The following is a 17,114-nucleotide window of genomic DNA, read 5'->3' as shown; positions in this document are numbered from 1 at the left end:
CCGGCGGTCGACGGAAGGACGCTGTCGTGCCCAGGATCATGCCCAGCCGGCGTCGCGCCCGCGGCCCGCTGAGAGACCGACGGTCTCTGATCGCCCTGCTCGCAGCCGTCGCGCTGATGCTCGGCAGCGGCGCGGTGCCCGCGTACGCGGAGCCGAACGAGGGTGGCACCAAGAAGCTGCGCGACGCGCTGACCGCCACCGCGCGGGCGCACATCGAGGCGAAGCAGAAGCTGGACAACTCCAAGCGCCGGCAGAAGCAGCTGACCGACCAGCTGACCGGGCTCCAGGTCCGGGTCGACGACCTGAGCGCACAGGTCGGCGAGGTGGCCGCACGTTCATACCGGATGGGCCGGCTCACCCCGGCGTCGATGCTGCTGGGCAGTGCCTCCCCTGACGCGTTCCTGGAGCGGGCGGCCAACCTCGACCTGATGGCGCAGCGGGACGGCAAGCGACTGCGCGAGCTGACGGAGACCCGCGAGCAGGCGCGGCGGGCCAAGCTCGCCATCGACGCCGAGGTGCGGCAGCAGGCGAAGCAGCTCGCCGTGATGGCGAAGAAGAAGAAGGAAGCGGAGGCGGCGTTGGCCGCGGTCAGCTCCGGCGGCAGCGGTGGCTTCGGCGGCGCCAGTTCGACCTCGGCGAAACCCGCACCGCGCAACTCGGACGGCTCCTGGCCGTCGGAGTCCTGCTCGGTGAACGACCCGACCACCTCCGGTTGCATCACCCCCCGCACCCTCAACGCCCTCCAGCAGACCAAGGCGGCCGGTTACCAGCGCTACGTCTCCTGCTACCGCAGCGGCGGCGACGGCGAGCATCCCAAGGGCCGGGCCTGCGACTTCTCGGCCGCCGCGGGAGGCTTCAAGGACCAGAACGCCACCGGTGGCGACAAGGCGTACGGCGACAGCCTGGCCGCCTGGCACGTGCGCAACGCCGATCGGCTCGGTGTGCTCTACGTGATCTGGTACCGGCAGATCTGGCACCCCGGCACCGGCTGGCGCTCCTACAGCGGCAGCGGCAGCCCGGCGGCCAGCCATACAAATCATGTTCATCTCTCGATGTACTGACCCGCGCGGACGGGTGGGCTGCGTACCATCGCGACGATGAATCTCTCACCGTCCGACGTCGCGGACCCACCCGCGCCACCTGCGCCGGTCGCCGGGCGGGCCCTGCCCAACGGGCTCGCCGCCTTCCTCGTCTTCTTCTCCAGCGGAGCCGTCCTGGTGCTGGAGACGGTCGCGCTGCGCCTGGTCGGCCCGTACGTCGGGGTCACTCTCCAGGTGACCAGCTCGGTGATCGGCGTCGCGCTCGCCGCGATCGCGTACGGCGCGTGGACCGGCGGCCGGCTAGCCGACCGGCGTGACCCGCGTCCGCTGCTGGCGCCCGCTCTCGTGCTCGCCGGCATCGCCACCGCCGTCACGCTGCCGGTCGTCAGGTACGCCGGGGAGGTGCTGCGCGGCGGCGCGGCCAGCGCCATCCTGCTCCTGGTGGCCCTGGCCGTCTTCGTGCCGGCGCTGCTGCTGTCCGCAGTCACCCCGCTGGTCGTCAAGCTCCAGCTCGCCGACCTGCGACGCACCGGCCAGGTGGTCGGCCGGCTGTCGAGCATCGGGACGCTGGGCGGCATCACGGCCACCCTGCTCACCGGGTTCGTGCTGGTCGCCGCGTTGTCGAGCACGGTGATCCTGCTGGCGTTGGCGGTGTCGCTCGGCGTCGCCGGCCTGGTCCTCGGCTGGTACCTGCGCCGGCAGGGGGCCGCGGAACTGCCCGGTCCGGGGCGGGCCAAGGCGGTACTGGCCGTGCTCGGCCTGGTCGGTGCCGGGTTGAGCACCGTCGCGCCGAACCCGTGCGACATCGAGACGGCGTACCACTGCGCGAAGGTGGAGGCCGACCCGTCCCGGTCGAGCGGTCGCACGCTGCTGCTCAACTCGGCGCAGCACTCGTACGTGGACCTGGCCGACCCCCGCCACCTGGAGTACGCGTACACGAAGTGGTTCGGCGCGGTCGCCGACGTGATCGCGCCGACCGGGCAGCGACTGGACGCGCTGCACCTGGGCGGGGGCGGCTTCACCGTGCCCCGGTATCTGACCGCCACCCGTCCCGGCACCGACAACCTGGTCTTCGAGATCGACGGTGGGCTGATCGAGCTGGGCGAGCGGGAACTCGGCGTACACCAGGGACCGGACCTGCGGGCGGTGGCCGGCGACGCGCGGCTGCTGGTCGCCGCCGAGTCGCCGGAGAGCCGCGACCTGGTGGTGGGCGACGCGTTCGGGCACCTGGTGGTGCCCTGGCACCTGGCCACCCGGGAGATGATCGCCGAGGTGCGCCGGGTGCTGCGCCCGAGCGGCGCCTACGTGCAGAACGTCATCGACTACCCGCCGTTGCGGTTCATCCGCAGTGAACTGGCCACTGTCGCCGCCGAGTTCCAGCATGTCGCACTGATCGCCCCGCCGGAGGCGATCGCCGGCGAGCAGGGCTCCAACTTCGTCCTCGTCGCCTCCGACGCGCCGCTCCCGCTGGCGGCGATCGGCGAACGGCTGATCGAGGTGGACCCCCGGGCGAGCCTGGTCGCCGATGCCGAACTCGACGAGTTCGTCGGTGAGGCGTTGGTGCTCACCGACGACTACGCGCCGGTGGACCAGCTGCTCGCCACCGCCTGATCAGGTGAGTTTCTGACCGATTTCGACTGCTGAGGTGTAGCCGGGGCGGGTCCGGGCAACAACCCCCACCATGGGTGGAGGGGACCGGTTCGGTGTGCGGCCGCTCGGTGGGCGGTACCGGCTCATCGAGCAGCTCGGCGCGGGTGGCATGTCCGTGGTCTGGCGCGGCTACGACGAGGTGCTCGGGCGCCAGGTCGCGGTCAAGGTGCTGGCGTCCCGGCTGGCGAGCGACCGTGCGTTCCGGCACCGGATCCGGATCGAGGCGCAGGCCGCCGCGCGACTGTGCCACCCCAACATCACCAACGTGTACGACTACGGTGAGGCCGAGCATGACGGCGTGACCACGCCGTACGTGGTGATGGAGCTGGTCGACGGCCAACCGCTCAGCAGCCGGCTCGGCCGGGAGCGGCAGCTGCCCTGGCGGGACGCGCTGACGATCGCCGCCGAGGTCGCCTCGGCGCTGGCCACCGCGCACGTCCGTGGGGTGGTGCACCGGGACGTCACCCCGGGCAACGTGATGCTGACCGCCACCGGGGTGAAGGTTGTCGACTTCGGCATCTCCGCCCTGGTCGGGGAGAGCGAGAAGGGCAGGGACGGCGCCCTGCTCGGCACCCCTGCGTACCTCGCGCCGGAGCGCCTCGACAACGGCCAGGTCTCGCCCGCCACCGACGTGTACGCCGTGGGTCTGCTGCTCTACCGGATGCTCACCGGTCGGCTGCCTTGGCAGGCCAGCACCACCACCGAGATGTTGCGGGCGCACCTGTACAACGACCCGGAGCCGATGCCCACGGTGCCGGCGCTGCCCCACGAGGTGGCCGACCTGGTGCACCGCTGCCTGGCGAAACGCCCCGAGGAACGGCCGCCCACGGCGGAACTCGCCCGCACGCTGGCCGACGCGGCCGGCTTGCTCACCGCGGTGCCCGTGTCGCCGGCCGCCGGCCCGGTGGGCCCGGGCACCCTGGCGGACGCCGGCACGACGATCCTGCCCTGGTCCGCCGAGACGGACGCCCTGCCGCTGCCCACCCGGCGTCGGCGGGCCGTGGCCCGCCGACGGCGCGTCGAGGTCGGGGTGGCGGCGGCCGGCGTGGTGGCGGTCACCGCGGCGCTCTGGGGAGTGACCGGGCGGAGCCCGGCGAACGGCGATGCCGAGCCGCCGACCGAGGCCCGGATGGGGCTGGAGCGAGCCCCCGCCTGCCAGGTGGCGTACGTGCTGCGCAGTGACTCCGGCAAGGACTTCGCCGCCGAGCTGACCCTGACCAACACGGGTGACCGCGAGTTGCGTGACTGGGCGATGAACTTCGCCTTCCCCGCCCAGCAGACCGTGACCCGGGCGACCCCGGCGTCCGCCAGTCAGCAGGGGCGGGCGGTGGTGGTCCGCCCGCCGGCGGCGCGGCCCGCCCTGGCGCCGGGCGCCGCGGAGAAGGTGAGTCTCACCGGCCGCTACACCGGCGCGAACCCGCTGCCGGTCGCGTTCAGCATCGGCGGTGAGAGCTGCGGGGTGCAGGTGTCCGGGGTGGCCGGTCGGGCCCCCACCCCGGCGGTGCCGAAGTCCCCGCCGGCCAAGACCACCACCTCGAAGACCACCACCAAATCGCGTGCCGCCGGCTTGGGTGCCCCCGGCGGCAAAGGTGGCCCCGGCGGCCCCGCCCCCAAACCCGACAAACCCAAAAAACCCAAACCCCCCAAAAAGTAACCCCCACCCCCGCCTCACGGCGCGAGCAATTTCCCGGAAAGAGTGGTTGTCCGGGCGCGAACAGCCACTCCTTCCGTGAAAGTGCGCTCCACGGGGGTGGGGAGGGGGTCAGGTGAGGTCGGCGAAGTGTTGGAGTTGGTTCAGGGTGCCCTCGACCACCAGGATGCCCTCCGGTCTGAGCACGGTGGAGTCCGATGCGTACTCGAACGGCTCGCCGGGAAGCTTGGCGCCGAGTATGCGTACGCCGTACTGGTCGATCGGCCGTACCTGCGACAGGGACTTTCCGGCCAGCGCCTCCGGCACGCGTACCTTCGCGATGGCGAAGTCGTCGCCGAACTCGATGAAGTCGAGCATCCGGGTGACGATCAGGTGCGCCACCCGCTCGCCGGTCTCCGCCTCGGGAAAGATCACGTGGTGCGCGCCGACCGCGGCGAGGATCTTCGCGTGCTTCTCCGAGGTGGCCCGGGCCCAGACCTGTGCAACGCCGAGTTCCACCATGGCCAGCACGGTGAGCACGCTCGCCTCGACCGACGCGCCGATCGCCACCACGACGCGCCGGAAGTCGCTGATGCCGACCTGGCGCAGCGCGTCCTCGTCGGTGGCGTCGGCCTGTACGACCCGGTCGAGCTGGTCCGACCAGCGTTGGACGAGGTCGGCGTTGCGGTCGATGGCCAGGACCTCGTGGCCGAGCCGGATCAGCGCCCCGGCCAGCTGACCTCCGAAGCGTCCCAACCCGACCACCGCGACGCCGCCTGCTTCGCTCTCCCTATCCGACAATGGGTTGCTCCTCCGGATAGCGGTAGAGCCTCCGCCGGGTGTTCAGTGCGATCGCGGACCCGAGGGTGAGCGGTCCGACCCGGCCGATGTACATCAGGACGACGAGAGCGAGCTGGCCGCTCTCGGGAAGCGCGGGAGCGAGCCCGACGGAGAGCCCGGTGGTGGTGAACGCGGAGGTCACCTCGAACAGCGTCTGGACGGCCCCGGTGTTCTCCGTCATCAGGATCAACGTCACCGTGCCGATGACCACCAGTGTGACGCTGATCAGGGCCAGCGTGACCGCCTGCCGCTGGCTGGCGTTCGCGACCCGGCGTCGGCCGATGGTCACATCCGGCTCACCTCGTAGCTCGGCCCAGATGACGAAGGCGAGCAGGAAGAAGGTCGCCACCTTGATGCCGCCGGCGGTGCTGGCGCTGCCGCCGCCGATGAACATCAGCGCGATCATCAACGGGTACGTCGCCTCGTCGAGGGCGTCGATTGCGAAGACGTTGAACCCGCCGGTACGGATGAACGCGTCCTGGGCGAACGCGGCGAGCAGCTTGTCGGGCCAAGCAAAGCTGCCGATGGTGCGGGGGTTGGCCCACTCGGCCAGAAGCAGGCCGAGGAAGCCGACCAGGAGCAGCGCGGCGCTGCCCCAGACGGTGAGCTTGGTGGCGATGGCCCAGCGGGAGGGTTGACGCCACTCCCGTGCCGCTTCGAAGAGTGCCGGGAAGCCGAGGCCGCCGATGATCGCGCCGAGGGCCAGCGGCAGGGTGATCCACCCGTCCCTGGCGAAGCCCGCCAGGTTGTCCGAGTAGAGCGCGAACCCGCCGTTGTTGAAGCCCTGGACGGCGTGGAAGACACCGTGCCAGAGCGCTCGCCCGAGCGGGTAGTCGTAGCTGACGTGGAAGCGGACGGTGAGGATGGCGGTGATCACCGACTCGCAGATCAGCGCGGTGGCGGCGATTCGCCGCAGCAGCCGTCGTACGTCTCCGAAGCCGAACTCCTGGGTCTCGGCCTGCACGAGCAGCCGGTTCCGCAGCCCGAGTTGCCGGGCTACGAGAAGGATGACCACGGTGGCGCCGGTGACGATGCCGATCCCGCCGATCTGGGTGAGCACCGTGATCATGACCAGGCCGAACGGGTTCCAGTAATCCGGGGTGCCGACCACCGCCATGCCGGTCACGGACACCGCGGAGGTGGCGGTGAACAGTGCGGTGACGAACGGGGTGGTCTGGTGTTGGCTGGTCGCCCAGGGCAGCATCAGCAGGCCGGTGCCGAGCAGGATCGCCGCCAGGAATCCGAACGGCACCAGCCGCACGGGGTGACGGAGAAGCCGGCGCACCAGACAATCTTCCTTTTCCCCACGAGGCGGGGAGGCCGAACCAGTGATCCGGCGGCGCAGCCACCGGCCGGCCGATGACCAAGGTACGGCTCGCGCAGCTGCTCGACGTCGCCAGCCGCCCGTACGACCTCACCGTCGCCGGGGACGCGCGCACCTACCACGACCTGGCGGGCCCGGCCGGACTGAAGTGGATCGCCCGGTACGCGGACGGACGAACAAGAACCTCGTCGTGCCCCGGAACGCGGCGGGCAACCTGCTCGCCCCGACCGGCCTCTGCGGCAGGCACATCAGGAGGAGCCGCGCATGCCTGGACGTTCCGGGCCGAGAACCAGTTCCTGCCAGCGGACTTCCGGACTGGCGCCGCCCCGAATGCTCGCGGCCACATCGTCGCCGAGTACGAGCTCTTCTTGCGATTCGGTCTGGACGTGTCTTCGCCGATTAGCGGGACACCGCCGTCGCCGCCCGCGCCGGTCTCGCCTGACGTACGCCCAGCGCGTCGGCCGCCACCCAGCCCGGCGCGTCCCGCTGGCCCGCCGCCCGAGACCCGGACGGCGGGCCAGCCGCGTTCTTGCTGAGGGCAGCGCGTTGCGAGCTTCGAGCTATGGAGAAATCGACACCGACACGCCGCGCGACACTTCCCATGCGTACGGTTGTTCGACACGATTGGCCTCTCGATCGAGAGGGGACGCCCATGGCAGATCGGAGCGCTATCGAGTGGACGGAAGCGACGTGGAATCCTACGACTGGCTGCGACCGGATCTCGGCCGGCTGCGACAACTGCTATGCCATGACCTTGGCAAAGCGGCTGAAGGCCATGGGTTCGTCGAAGTACCAGGTAGACGGTGACCCTCGAACCTCCGGGCCGGGTTTCGGAGTGACGCTGCATCCCGAGTCCCTCGACATTCCCCGCCGCTGGCGTGAGCCACGCATCGTCTTCGTTGACTCGATGTCAGATCTCTTCCACGCTCGGGTGCCGCTCAGTTACGTGCAGCAGGTGTTCGAGGTGATGCGCGAAACGCCGCGCCATACCTACCAGGTCCTGACCAAACGAGGAACTCGGCTCGCCAAAGTCGCACCCCGGCTTAGTTGGCCCCACAACGTGTGGATGGGGATCAGCGTCGAGGATGGCAGCCAGCGGGAACGCATCGATCACCTTCGGGAGGTGCCCGCAGCAGTGCGCTTCATCTCCGCCGAGCCACTGTTGGGACCGCTGCCGGATCTGGACCTCACCGGAATCGACTGGCTGATCGCCGGCGGCGAATCCGGTCGAGGCTGTCGACCGATGGAGAGATCGTGGGCCACCGATCTTCGTGACCAATGTGCGGCGACCGGCACAGCCTTCTTTTTCAAGCAGTGGGGAGGCCGTACGCCCAAGGCAGGGGGTCGGACGCTGGATGGTCGCACTTGGGACGAGATGCCCACGCCGAGAGCCCTAATCGCAGCCTGACGGAAGGAGTCATGGCCGGCGGAGGAGTCCGTTCCAAAAATTGCCGGTGCCGAAGTTGATGACGATGCCTTCCGAATGCAGCTCCCGGATGGCGGCACCGACGTGTATGGCTGTCGCTTGGCCCAGCACCTTCCCGTAGACCTCCGGCACCCGATCCGCCGGTCGAAACTGCTGGTACTGGTCGAGAAGGCTGCTTAGGTTTTCCTTGATCTCACGGATCCAGATCGCGGCATGGTTGCGGGAGTACGCTGCCGGATCGAAGGCCGGCACACCGAACAAGGTCGGCTCGTCCGTGTCGCCGCGATGCCACAGGTCTTCCTGCCATGCCTGGGTCCATTCGGCTCCAGCCTTGCCCAACGCGTCCGCGAAGTGCCATGCACCCTCGCTGTGCGTTGTGAACAGTGCGAGAACGTACTTCGGTGCCAAGTCGGGACGCGGCCGGACAGGCATCCGGATGGCCCGATACCGAGTGCCCGAAGTCAGCTTCTCCTCGTACTCCTGCCACACCCGTAGGGCCACGTCGGTGGCGCTGACGTCATCTGTGTCGTCGGCGATCGTCGCGAAGTGTCGTTGCCACCATCCTCCGCCGAGGAAGCGGTCGAGCTTGTCGGCGTTCTTCTGGTCGGGCGCGGACAGATCGCCGTACCTTCGTTGGGCCTTGTGGACCGCGCTGCCCATCCTCGCGACCGAGGAGACGCTGAAGTGGAGCAACACCTCGGTCGGCGGCCACTTATCTCGGCCCAGTAACTGTGTCTTGATCAGGTCGAAATCGAGCGCCGGGCCGAAGGGGTCCAGGAAGGCGAAGAGTGAGGCGCCCTTCGCAAGGGTGAGCAAGTCGGGCAGGTGGCGAGCGAGGCTGCCTTGTCGAAGTTCGTAGTGCATGGTCCCTCCCTCCTCGGCGAGCACCTGTTCAAGGTTGTGGAACGTGTCGGCGTCCTGCTCGACGAAGAACCCCCGCACGTCTCGGTAGTTCTTGACAAAGTCAGCGCACTGAGTGAGCAGCAGCGGTGATCCAGGCTGTCCGTCCTCGTACCTGCCGCGGCCGGCGTAGCCGTCGAGGAAGACGACTGGATTACCCTGGCCGGTCTTCGAGGCGAAGACCACGGGATAGCGCTTGAGGATGCCGTGTTTGAGGACGGCCGCTGCTTTGCGGGACTTGAAAAACTCTTCGTTGGCCGACATAGCGCCTCCCGCCGCGCGAATCACCAAGAGTGATGCGAAGGTAGCGCTATGCGTCTGCCCGTGTCCGCCCCGAGTCTGTTCGCCCTTCAGCTTGGTTGGTCTCGTCGGCCCGTGACCAGGCTTGTTGCGGATGCTGGCCCAGCAACTTCGGTTCGAGTTGTCCTTGATCCGACATCTCGGATGCCGTCTGGGGTTCACCGAGATAGGCGTGGCCATCGGCTCGCGCTCGAAGTCCTCACCTGGAGGGCGGCCGATCCGGGCACAAGTCCAGGGAAATGAAGCACCGACGCGGCTGGAAGCCTATTACTTCCCGACTCGTGCCGATGGCGTCGGATTTGTCGGGGGCATCGGGTGCGGGCCGGCGGAGACGGGGTCGTGCTGCAGCGGAATGGGCATCTCGCAGTGTGTGGAGATGACTACTGATCGGATCGGTCGGCTACGTAGGTGCCCCGACCGGGCTGGCCGGTGATCAGTTCGCGATCGTGCAGGAGCGACAGCGCGCGGGAGACGGTGTTCATGTGAACGTCGTAGGCCTCTGCCAGCTCGCGTGTCGACGGCAACTTGTCGCCTGGCTTCAGTTCTCCACTCTTGATTTTCGCCGCGATCTCGTTGGCGATTCGGCGGTACGGCGCTTCTGCTGTTGGCATGGGGACTCCGGTCGGTTCGGCGTACCCGATCATGCCGCCCTGCACCAGCATCTGCAACAAGCTGTCGCATCGCCGTGGCGGAGGGTCGACCTCCACAAGTAACTGGTGTAGGTTTTGGTTGTCCGGCTCCGGTTGGTTCGGCAAACCTCGGAGTCCGGACCTCAGTTGGGCTCCGTGGTCGTACCGGCGATCCGGCCTGCCGCCGGAGAGCCTGCGGCCCGGTCCGCGTTCCCGTCGGGGGAACGGGCCGTCTCCACAGTGCTGGGAAGGGTGCCGATGGACGGCGAATCTGGGTCGGCAACGCGTCGGGTGACCATCCGAGCGCGAGCCGGAGTGCTGCGGTGAGGAAGGAACGTTTCGTGGTGCACCTACCGGTGTCCGCCACGGATCTCCCCGCCGCGAAACGGCTCGCCCGGGCGATCACGCGGGCGCTGGGCTTCCTGCCCGACGTCGATCCGGGCGAGATGACGGTCTCCGAGGAGGACGCTCAGTTCGTGCGTCATCGGGTGTTCTGCGACACCCGGCTCGATGGCGGCCGGCGCTGTCGGCGACTGGCCGACCACGACGGCCCCTGCACCGCAGCGGTCTCACGATGAACGTGATCTCCGCGTGCCGGTGCCGGGGCGGTGGTCGATGGGCGGTGCCGACACATGCGGTACGGCGAAACCGGCTTCCGCCGCTACCGTGAGGCGGCGACCGGGTGGGTGTGGACGGCCCGTTGTAAGGCCCGGCCACCCCGCTCCGGTTACTTGTGTGTATCGACCACATAGCTCGTGGGTGACGTCACTTCTAGCGTGAGCCGACAATGAGTTCCCTCCCTCCGAGTCCTCACGTGGAGTCGCAATGACGGTCCGGACGACGCGGCGGGTGTTCCTCTCCGCCGCCACCATGATGGCCGCGGCCCTGGCCGCCACGGCCTGTGGCAGCCCGCAGGACACCGCCTCCGGTGGCGGCGACAGCGCCGCTCCGGTCAAGGTCGGCCTGGTGTACTCCCAGTCGGGTGCCCTGGCCAGCTACGGCAAGCAGTACATCGAGGGTTTCAAGGCCGGTCTCGACTACGCCACCAAGGGCACCAACAAGGTCGGCGACCGGGCCATCGAGGTCACCGAGGTCGACGACGCCGGCGACCCGGCGAAGGCGGTCTCCGCGGCGAAGGACCTGATCGGCAAGGGCACCAAGATCATTGCCGGCTCCACCGCCTCCGGCGTGGCGCTCCAGGTCGCCCCGATCGCGGCGCAGAACAAGGTTCTCTTCATCTCCGGGCCGGCGGCCACCGACGCCGTTACCGGCGCGAACAAGTACACGTTCCGCTCCGGACGGCAGTCGTACCAGGACGTGGTGACCGCGAAGTCGTTCATCGGCGACCCGACCGGCAAGAAGGTCGTGGTGTTCGCCCAGGACGGCGCGTTCGGCGACGCCAACGAGGCGGCCGTGAAGACCGTCATCGGCGGTGCCGGCGCGACCGTCAGCAGCGTCCGCGCCCCGGCCAGCGCCACCGAGTTCACCCCGTTCGCCAGCCAGATCAAGGCCGCCAAGCCGGACCTGCTCTTCGTCGCCTGGGCCGGCACCACCGCCCCCGCGATGTGGCAGACCCTCGACCAGCAGGGCGTCCTGTCGTCCACCACGGTCGTCACCGGCCTGGACATCCGCGCTTCCTGGCCCACCTTCGGCGCGGCCGGCAGCAAGATCTCCTTCCTGTCGCACTACTTCGACGGGGCCAGCGACACCGAGGCCGCCAAGGCGCTGAAGGCCAAGGTCGGCACGGTCGACCTGTTCCACCCGGACGGTTTCGCCGCCGCCCAGATGGTGGTCCGGGCCGTGCAGGAGGGCGGGGACGACGTCGACAAGATGGTGGCGGCCCTGGAGGACTGGAGCTTCGACGGGATCAAGGGCAGGATGACGATCCGCGCCGCGGACCACGCCCTGCTCCAGCCGATGTACCAGGCGAAGCTGACCGGCAGCGGCACCGAGTTCACGGCGTCCGCCCAGAAGAGCCTCACCGGTGACGAGACCGCGCCGCCGGCCGTGGCGATGAAGGGCTGACCTGATGCTCGCCACCCGCGGTCTGACCTGGCGGATCGGCGAGGTCGCCATCGTCGACGGCGTCTACCTCGACCTGGCGCCCGGGGAGTTCCTCGGCGTCATCGGGCCGAACGGCGCCGGCAAGACCTCGCTGTTCAACCTGATCACCGGCCTGCGCCGGGCCACGGACGGTCGGGTCCTCCTGGACGGGAAGGACATCACCGATCTTCCGCCGCACCGCCGTGCCCGGCTCGGACTCGGGCGTACCTTCCAGGCGTCGTCGGTCTTCGGCTCGCTCAGCGTGCGGGAGAACGTCCGGCTCGCCGTGCAGGCGCACCGCGGTGGCTCGATGAGGTTGTGGCGGCGGGCGGCGGCCGACCGGGAGGTGGCCGCGGCCGCCGATGCGGCGCTCGATCGGGTCGGCCTGGCCCACCGGGGTACGGCGCTCGCCGGCACCCTGGCGCACGGAGAGAAGCGCAAGCTGGAGATCGCGCTGCTGCTCGCCGGCGAACCCCGGGTGATGCTGCTCGACGAGCCGATGGCCGGGGTCAGCGCCGAGGACGTACCGGAACTGGTCGCGGTGATCCGGTCGCTCACCGGGGCGAGCGGCCGGTCCGTGCTCATGGTGGAGCACCACATGGACGTGATCCTGGAGCTGGCGGACCGGATCGCCGTCATGCATCACGGGGCTCTGCTCGCCTGCGACACCCCGGAGACGGTGATGGCCAACGCCACCGTCCAGGAGGCGTACCTGGGGGAGTCGCTGTGACCGCCATGACCGAGCCGGTCCTCACGGTGGACGGCCTGTCGGTCCGGATCGCCGGGCTGCACATCCTCCAGGGGGTGTCCTTCACGGTCGCCCCGACCGGCGTGACAGTGCTGCTCGGCCGCAACGGCGTCGGCAAGACCACCACGCTGCGCGCGGTCGTCGGGTTGACCCCGCGCAACGGTGAGGTGCGCGGCACGATCCGGATGGGGGCGCAGAGCCTGCTCGCCCGCCCCACCTACCGGCTGGTCCGTGGCGGGCTCGGCTACGTGCCGGAGGACCGCTGCGTGTTCGCCGGACTGACCGTGGCGGAGAACCTGCGGCTGGCCGAACGGCGGGGCATCACCCCGGCGTACGACCAGGTCTTCGCGCTCTTCCCCGAGTTGGAACGGCGCGCGCGGCAGCGGGCCGGTTCGCTCTCCGGCGGGCAGCAGCAGATGCTCGCGATCGGTCGGGTGCTGCTCAACGACAACCGCCTGCTGCTGGTCGACGAGCCGACCAAGGGGCTGGCGCCGAAGGTGGTCACCGAGGTGACCGAGGTGCTGGAACGGGTCGCCGAGTCGGTGCCCGTGCTGCTCGTCGAGCAGAACCTCGCAGTGGTCCGGCGGCTCGCGAAGGACGCCGTGGTGCTCGCCGCCGGCCAGGTCGCCTGGACCGGCGACGCGCACGAGCTGCTGCTGGAGACGGCGCTGACCAGGTCGCTGCTGGGGGTGGGCACCGGCGAGTCGCACCGCGGACCGGAGCAGGCCGTCGCGCCGGGAAAGGACGGGCACTGATGAGCACCGTGATCCTGCTGGCGCTGACCGGCCTCGGCCTGGCGGCGCTGTACTTCCTGGTCGCCTCCGGGCTCTCCCTGGTCTTCGGCCTCGCCGACGTGCTCAACTTCGCGCACGGGCTCTTCCTCGGCGTCGGCGCGTACGCGACCTGGTGGGCGGCGGGTAACCTGCCCGGCGCCGGGCCGGACGGGTTCGGCTTCGTGCTCGCGGTCGCCTTCGGGGTGGCCGCCGGCACGCTGGTGGCGATCCTCGTCGAGTTGGTGCTGATCCGCCCGCTCTACTCGCGCACCATCGAGCAGGTCCTCGTCACCGTCGGCCTCTCGCTGGCCGGCGTGGCGCTGCTCCAGGCCACCTGGGGCGCCGACGCCCGCCCGTTCCCGCGTCCCGAGTGGACGCGCGGGGTGACCGGGATCCTCGGCGCCCAGGTGCCCAACGGCGGCCTGCTGCTGATCATCGCCGCGGCGCTGGTGCTCGGCGCGCTGCTCGCCTTCCTCCAGTGGACCCGCTACGGCCTCGTGATCCGGGCCGGGGTGGAGAACCGGGAGATGGTCACCGCTCTCGGCATCGACGTGCGCAAGGCGTTCACCCTGGTCTTCGCCATCGGCGGGGCGGCGGCGGCACTGGCCGGCGCGCTCGGCGGGGTCTACTTCGGCACCGTCTCGCCCGGGCAGGGCAGCTCACTGCTGATCTTCGCGTTCATCGTGGTGGTCATCGGCGGCATGGGTTCGGTGCTCGGCTCCGCGTACGCGGCGGTCGCGGTCGGTCTGCTGCAACAGTTCGTCAACTACTACGGCACGTCCGGCCTCGGCGACATCTGCGTGGTCGGCCTGCTCGCCGCGGTGCTGCTGCTGCGCCCGCAGGGCATCGCCGGAAAGGTGGCAACGGCATGACCGAGGTGAAGAGCCCCGAGGTTCCCGCGCCCCCCGCGGCGGTGCCCGCTGAACTGGATCCGCGGCCGGGCCGGTGGCACCGGGTACGTCCGTACCTGCCGCTGGTCGCGCTGCTGGTCGCGGCGATCCTGCCGTACTCGACGCTGCAACTGCCCGGCATCTTCGAAGGGCCGGTAAACTCGCCCGGCACCCTGCAACTGCTCGCCATCTGCCTGATCTTCGGCGGGCTGGCCGCCGGGTACGACCTGCTCTTCGGCCGGACCGGCATGCTCTCCTTCGGGCACGCGCTCTACTTCGCGGCCGGGGTCTACGGCACCGACATCCTGGTCACCAAGGCCGGGCTGCCGCTCTGGCAGGCCGCGCTGCTCACCATCACCGGTGGGACCATCCTCGCCGCGCTGCTCGGCGCGGTGGCACTGCGTACGGCCGGTATCGCGTTCGCCATGGTGACGCTGGCCTTCGCGCAGGTCGGGGCGATCCTGGTGGCCCGGGACTTCGGCGGGCTCACCGGCGGCGAGGAGGGCCTGCCGTTGGACGTGTCCGGGCTGCCCGAGGCGCTGGTCGGGGTGACCAACACGGTGAACCTCTACTGGTTGGCGCTGGCGTACCTGGCCCTGGTGGTGTTCGTGGTGCATCGGGTGAGCGGGTCGCCGACGGGTCGGGTACTGGCCGGGCTGCGCGACGACGAGCGGCGCATCGGCGTGCTCGGCCTCGATCCGTACCGCTACAAGCTGGTGGCGTTCACGCTGGCCGGCGGGCTCGCGGCGGCCGGGGGCGTGGTCTACTGCCTGATCGTCGGCGGCGCGTCGCCGCACATCACATCCTCCGAGCTGACCCTGTCGCTGCTGGTCATGGTGGTGCTCGGTGGGCCGGGCACCCGCTGGGGGCCGGTGCTGGGCGGCGTCCTCTACATGTACCTGGACCACCGGCTCACCGCCTTCGGCACCTCCGAGGCGGTGGACTCGTTGCCCGCGGTGCTCAGCCGTCCGCTCTCCCAGCCGCTCTTCGTGCTCGGCACGATCTTCATCCTGGCCGTCTACTTCTTCCCCGGCGGCCTGGCCGGCCTGGCGTCCCGCCTGACCCTGCTCCGCCGGTCCCTCCGTCTGCTCTCCCGAACCCCCTGACCCCGCTCTCCGCTACCCACCGGGATCCCCGTCGATCATGAAGTCATTGCCATGGCGCGCCGTGCCGGTGGACGATAACTTCATGATCGACAACGGGTCGGCGGCGAGGGAGCGCGTGATGGGCGAGCGGTTGGCTGTGGTCAGCGGGGGCGGGACCGGGATCGGGGCGGCGACCGCTCGTGCGTTCGCGCTGGACGGGTACGACGTGGTGATCGTCGGACGGCGCGCGGAGGTGCTCGACGCCACGGCCGCACGGGTGGACGCCGAGTGCGGCCGGCCCGGAGCGGTCCGGCCGGTGACCGCCGACCTCACCGACCCCGACCAGGTCGACCGCGTCGTCGAGTCCCTCGACGGTCGTACGGTCGACGTGCTCGTCAACAACGCCGGCGGCTACCTGGCCCGGCAGGCCGAGACGCTCGCCGGTGCCGCCGTGTTCTGGCGGTCCAACTTCGACGCGAACGTGCTCACGGCCGTACTGCTCACCGAGGCGCTGCGGCCCGCACTGCGCCGTCCGGGTGGCCGCGTCATCCTGGTCAGCTCGATCGCCGCCCAGCGCGGCGGGGCCGGGCCGTACTCGGCGGCGAAGGCGGCGCTGCACGGCTGGGCGTACGACCTCGCGGCGCAGCTCGGCCCGGAGCAGATCACGGCCAACGTGGTCAGCCCCGGTTACGTCGCGGACACCGAGTTCTTCGGCGACACGATGACGCCGGAAGGCCACGCACGGCGGGTCGCCGCCACCCTGGTCGGGCGGGCGGGCGAGCCGGCCGAGATCGCCGAGGCGGTCCGTTACCTCGCGAGCCCCGAGGCCGGCTACATCACCGGCCAGGTGCTCGGGGTCAACGGCGGGTCGGTGCTGGGTCGCTGACCGTGGACACGACGCAGGGGAGGTGACCCGGCCCCCCGTGTGGCCGCGTCGCCTCCCCTGCGTCGTGATCGGTCAGCCGTTCAGCAGCTCGTACGCGGCCGCCGGCGCGTCCTGCGCTCCGCTGCCCGCCGGCGCCGTGACCTTCGGCGCGGTCCCGTAGTCGCGGTACTGCACGAGGTACTCGTACGCCTTCCGCCCGCCGGCGGCCGGCACCTGGAGAGCGAGCGAGGCGAGGTTGCCGTCCGGGCCGACCTCGGCGGTGAACGGCACCGCCGCGGCCTTCTCGCCGAGCGCGCTCATCTCCTCGGCGTCGAGCACCTTCGCCGCCTCGCCGGAGGTGAGGTCGATCGTGCCGGCGTACTTACCGGCACCCTGCTCCTCGACCGTCGTGGCCGCCTCGATCAGCGGGCCGGCGTTGCCCACGTCCGCGCCCTCGTAGGCCGGCGCGTTCTCGGCGTCGGCGATCCGGCTGCGGTCCAGCTTGAGCCACCGGTCCGGCAGCTTCGGGAAACCGGTCAGGCCCTTCGTGTTGCTGAACTTCACCTTCATCCAAGCCTGGTCGCCGACGACCCGGAACGAGAGCGTCGTGGTGAAGCCCAGGTCGGCGTCCTTGATCGCGGTGGTCAGCTCGGTGCCCTTCGCGGTCGGGTCGACCACACCGGACATGGTGCTGGACGAATCCCGGCCGGAGAAGCGGATTGTCCCTTCCGTACCGTCCGGCACGGCGGCGAGCAGCGCCTCCTTCGGTGTGGGGGCGGCGCTGGGCTGCGCCGGCTCGGCCGCCCCGTCGCTCCCCGTGCCCGAGCCGCATCCGGCGGCGAGGGCCGCCACGGCCAAGGCCGCGCTCGTGACGACGGCCCGACGGAGGAGTCCGGCGGTACGGGTGCGCTGTGTCATCGCGGTTCTCTTTCTCGCAGTTCCGGCGGTTGCCGATGACGATGCTGGGGGCC

Annotated in this window: 16 protein-coding genes; 11 read left to right on the top strand and 5 right to left on the bottom strand. The window is 70.3% G+C overall.

Annotated elements, in window-relative coordinates; translation table 11 throughout:
• Positions 1-38 precede the first annotated feature (38 nt).
• The 3 genes from BXA10_RS01595 to BXA10_RS01585 all read left to right on the top strand — a co-directional run bounded on the left by BXA10_RS01595 (position 39) and on the right by BXA10_RS01585 (position 4,344).
• On the top strand, positions 39-1,061 hold the full coding sequence (locus BXA10_RS01595; protein WP_139337873.1) for a coiled-coil domain-containing protein: 1,023 nt from the start codon (positions 39-41) through the stop codon (positions 1,059-1,061).
• 36 nt (positions 1,062-1,097) lie between these two features.
• Positions 1,098-2,651 carry a fused MFS/spermidine synthase gene (locus BXA10_RS01590; protein ID WP_076466745.1) on the top strand — a complete coding sequence of 518 codons (1,554 nt, stop codon included), beginning with the start codon at positions 1,098-1,100 and terminating at the stop codon, positions 2,649-2,651.
• 70 nt (positions 2,652-2,721) lie between these two features.
• Positions 2,722-4,344, top strand: a complete 1,623-nt coding sequence (locus BXA10_RS01585; protein WP_076466744.1) for a serine/threonine-protein kinase — start codon at positions 2,722-2,724, stop codon at positions 4,342-4,344.
• Between the two features lie 108 nt (positions 4,345-4,452).
• Here the strand turns inward: BXA10_RS01585 and BXA10_RS01580 are convergent, their stop codons facing one another.
• Together BXA10_RS01580 and BXA10_RS01575 are read right to left on the bottom strand one after the other, a co-directional pair.
• On the bottom strand, positions 4,453-5,121 hold the full coding sequence (locus tag BXA10_RS01580) for a potassium channel family protein (protein ID WP_076466743.1): 669 nt from the start codon (positions 5,119-5,121) through the stop codon (positions 4,453-4,455).
• On the bottom strand, positions 5,111-6,445 hold the full coding sequence (locus BXA10_RS01575; RefSeq protein WP_076466742.1) for a TrkH family potassium uptake protein: 1,335 nt from the start codon (positions 6,443-6,445) through the stop codon (positions 5,111-5,113). Before BXA10_RS01575 ends, BXA10_RS01580 begins: the two co-directional genes overlap by 11 nt.
• 691 nt (positions 6,446-7,136) lie before the next feature.
• Between BXA10_RS01575 and BXA10_RS01570 the strand changes: the two genes are divergently transcribed.
• Positions 7,137-7,892 carry a DUF5131 family protein gene (locus BXA10_RS01570; protein ID WP_076466741.1) on the top strand — a complete coding sequence of 252 codons (756 nt, stop codon included), beginning with the start codon at positions 7,137-7,139 and terminating at the stop codon, positions 7,890-7,892.
• Between the two features lie 9 nt (positions 7,893-7,901).
• On the opposite strand, the gene tcmP is transcribed toward BXA10_RS01570, so the two are convergent.
• On the bottom strand, positions 7,902-9,074 hold the full coding sequence (gene tcmP, locus BXA10_RS01565; protein ID WP_076466740.1) for a three-Cys-motif partner protein TcmP: 1,173 nt from the start codon (positions 9,072-9,074) through the stop codon (positions 7,902-7,904).
• A 416-nt stretch (positions 9,075-9,490) separates the two neighbouring features.
• On the bottom strand, positions 9,491-9,772 hold the full coding sequence (locus tag BXA10_RS01560; protein ID WP_425436007.1) for a GntR family transcriptional regulator: 282 nt from the start codon (positions 9,770-9,772) through the stop codon (positions 9,491-9,493).
• A gap of 290 nt (positions 9,773-10,062) precedes the next feature.
• On the opposite strand from BXA10_RS01560, the gene BXA10_RS01555 reads away from it, so the two are divergent.
• The 7 genes from BXA10_RS01555 to BXA10_RS01525 all read left to right on the top strand — a co-directional run bounded on the left by BXA10_RS01555 (position 10,063) and on the right by BXA10_RS01525 (position 16,164).
• Positions 10,063-10,317 carry a hypothetical protein gene (locus BXA10_RS01555; protein WP_076466739.1) on the top strand — a complete coding sequence of 85 codons (255 nt, stop codon included), beginning with the start codon at positions 10,063-10,065 and terminating at the stop codon, positions 10,315-10,317.
• A gap of 247 nt (positions 10,318-10,564) precedes the next feature.
• Entirely contained in the window at positions 10,565-11,764 is a 1,200-nt protein-coding gene (locus tag BXA10_RS01550; RefSeq protein ID WP_076466738.1) for a substrate-binding domain-containing protein, read from the top strand.
• Between the two features lie 4 nt (positions 11,765-11,768).
• Positions 11,769-12,512 (top strand): ABC transporter ATP-binding protein, encoded by a 744-nt coding sequence (locus tag BXA10_RS01545; protein ID WP_076466737.1) that lies wholly within the window; start codon positions 11,769-11,771, stop codon positions 12,510-12,512.
• 5 nt (positions 12,513-12,517) lie between these two features.
• Positions 12,518-13,285, top strand: a complete 768-nt coding sequence (locus tag BXA10_RS01540) for an ABC transporter ATP-binding protein (protein WP_076467311.1) — start codon at positions 12,518-12,520, stop codon at positions 13,283-13,285.
• Positions 13,285-14,175: a branched-chain amino acid ABC transporter permease gene (locus BXA10_RS01535; RefSeq protein ID WP_076466736.1), complete on the top strand. Its 891-nt coding sequence runs from the start codon at positions 13,285-13,287 to the stop codon at positions 14,173-14,175. Before BXA10_RS01540 ends, BXA10_RS01535 begins: the two co-directional genes overlap by 1 nt.
• Positions 14,172-15,299, top strand: a complete 1,128-nt coding sequence (locus BXA10_RS01530; protein ID WP_076466735.1) for a branched-chain amino acid ABC transporter permease — start codon at positions 14,172-14,174, stop codon at positions 15,297-15,299. The genes BXA10_RS01535 and BXA10_RS01530 overlap by 4 nt, the downstream gene beginning before the upstream one ends.
• A 118-nt stretch (positions 15,300-15,417) precedes the next feature.
• Positions 15,418-16,164, top strand: coding sequence for an SDR family NAD(P)-dependent oxidoreductase (locus BXA10_RS01525; protein WP_076467309.1), 747 nt, complete (start codon positions 15,418-15,420; stop codon positions 16,162-16,164).
• Positions 16,165-16,236: 72 nt separating this feature from the next.
• Here BXA10_RS01525 and BXA10_RS01520 read toward each other — a convergent pair whose 3' ends face one another.
• Positions 16,237-17,061 carry a hypothetical protein gene (locus BXA10_RS01520; RefSeq protein WP_076466734.1) on the bottom strand — a complete coding sequence of 275 codons (825 nt, stop codon included), beginning with the start codon at positions 17,059-17,061 and terminating at the stop codon, positions 16,237-16,239.
• Between the last annotated feature and the right edge of the window lie 53 nt (positions 17,062-17,114).

The sequence above is a fragment of the Micromonospora avicenniae genome, assembly GCF_900156065.1.
In the GTDB taxonomy this organism is placed as follows: domain Bacteria; phylum Actinomycetota; class Actinomycetes; order Mycobacteriales; family Micromonosporaceae; genus Micromonospora; species Micromonospora avicenniae.
The sequence above is the reverse complement of the archived record's forward strand: the minus strand, read 5'-3'. Positions and strand labels throughout refer to the sequence as shown.

Bases quoted from the DNA above. Each gene is read 5' to 3' on its own strand.
- BXA10_RS01525 (WP_076467309.1), top strand. From the start codon at position 15,418: ATGGGCGAGCGGTTGGCTGTGGTCAGCGGGGGCGGGACCGGGATCGGG.
- BXA10_RS01590 (WP_076466745.1), top strand. From the start codon at position 1,098: ATGAATCTCTCACCGTCCGACGTCGCGGACCCACCCGCGCCACCTGCG.
- BXA10_RS01570 (WP_076466741.1), top strand. From the start codon at position 7,137: ATGGCAGATCGGAGCGCTATCGAGTGGACGGAAGCGACGTGGAATCCT.
- BXA10_RS01560 (WP_425436007.1), bottom strand. From the start codon at position 9,772: ATGCTGGTGCAGGGCGGCATGATCGGGTACGCCGAACCGACCGGAGTC.
- BXA10_RS01530 (WP_076466735.1), top strand. From the start codon at position 14,172: ATGACCGAGGTGAAGAGCCCCGAGGTTCCCGCGCCCCCCGCGGCGGTG.
- BXA10_RS01535 (WP_076466736.1), top strand. From the start codon at position 13,285: ATGAGCACCGTGATCCTGCTGGCGCTGACCGGCCTCGGCCTGGCGGCG.
- BXA10_RS01520 (WP_076466734.1), bottom strand. From the start codon at position 17,061: ATGACACAGCGCACCCGTACCGCCGGACTCCTCCGTCGGGCCGTCGTC.
- BXA10_RS01585 (WP_076466744.1), top strand. From the start codon at position 2,722: ATGGGTGGAGGGGACCGGTTCGGTGTGCGGCCGCTCGGTGGGCGGTAC.
- BXA10_RS01540 (WP_076467311.1), top strand. From the start codon at position 12,518: ATGACCGAGCCGGTCCTCACGGTGGACGGCCTGTCGGTCCGGATCGCC.
- tcmP (WP_076466740.1), bottom strand. From the start codon at position 9,074: ATGTCGGCCAACGAAGAGTTTTTCAAGTCCCGCAAAGCAGCGGCCGTC.
- BXA10_RS01550 (WP_076466738.1), top strand. From the start codon at position 10,565: ATGACGGTCCGGACGACGCGGCGGGTGTTCCTCTCCGCCGCCACCATG.
- BXA10_RS01595 (WP_139337873.1), top strand. From the start codon at position 39: ATGCCCAGCCGGCGTCGCGCCCGCGGCCCGCTGAGAGACCGACGGTCT.
- BXA10_RS01545 (WP_076466737.1), top strand. From the start codon at position 11,769: ATGCTCGCCACCCGCGGTCTGACCTGGCGGATCGGCGAGGTCGCCATC.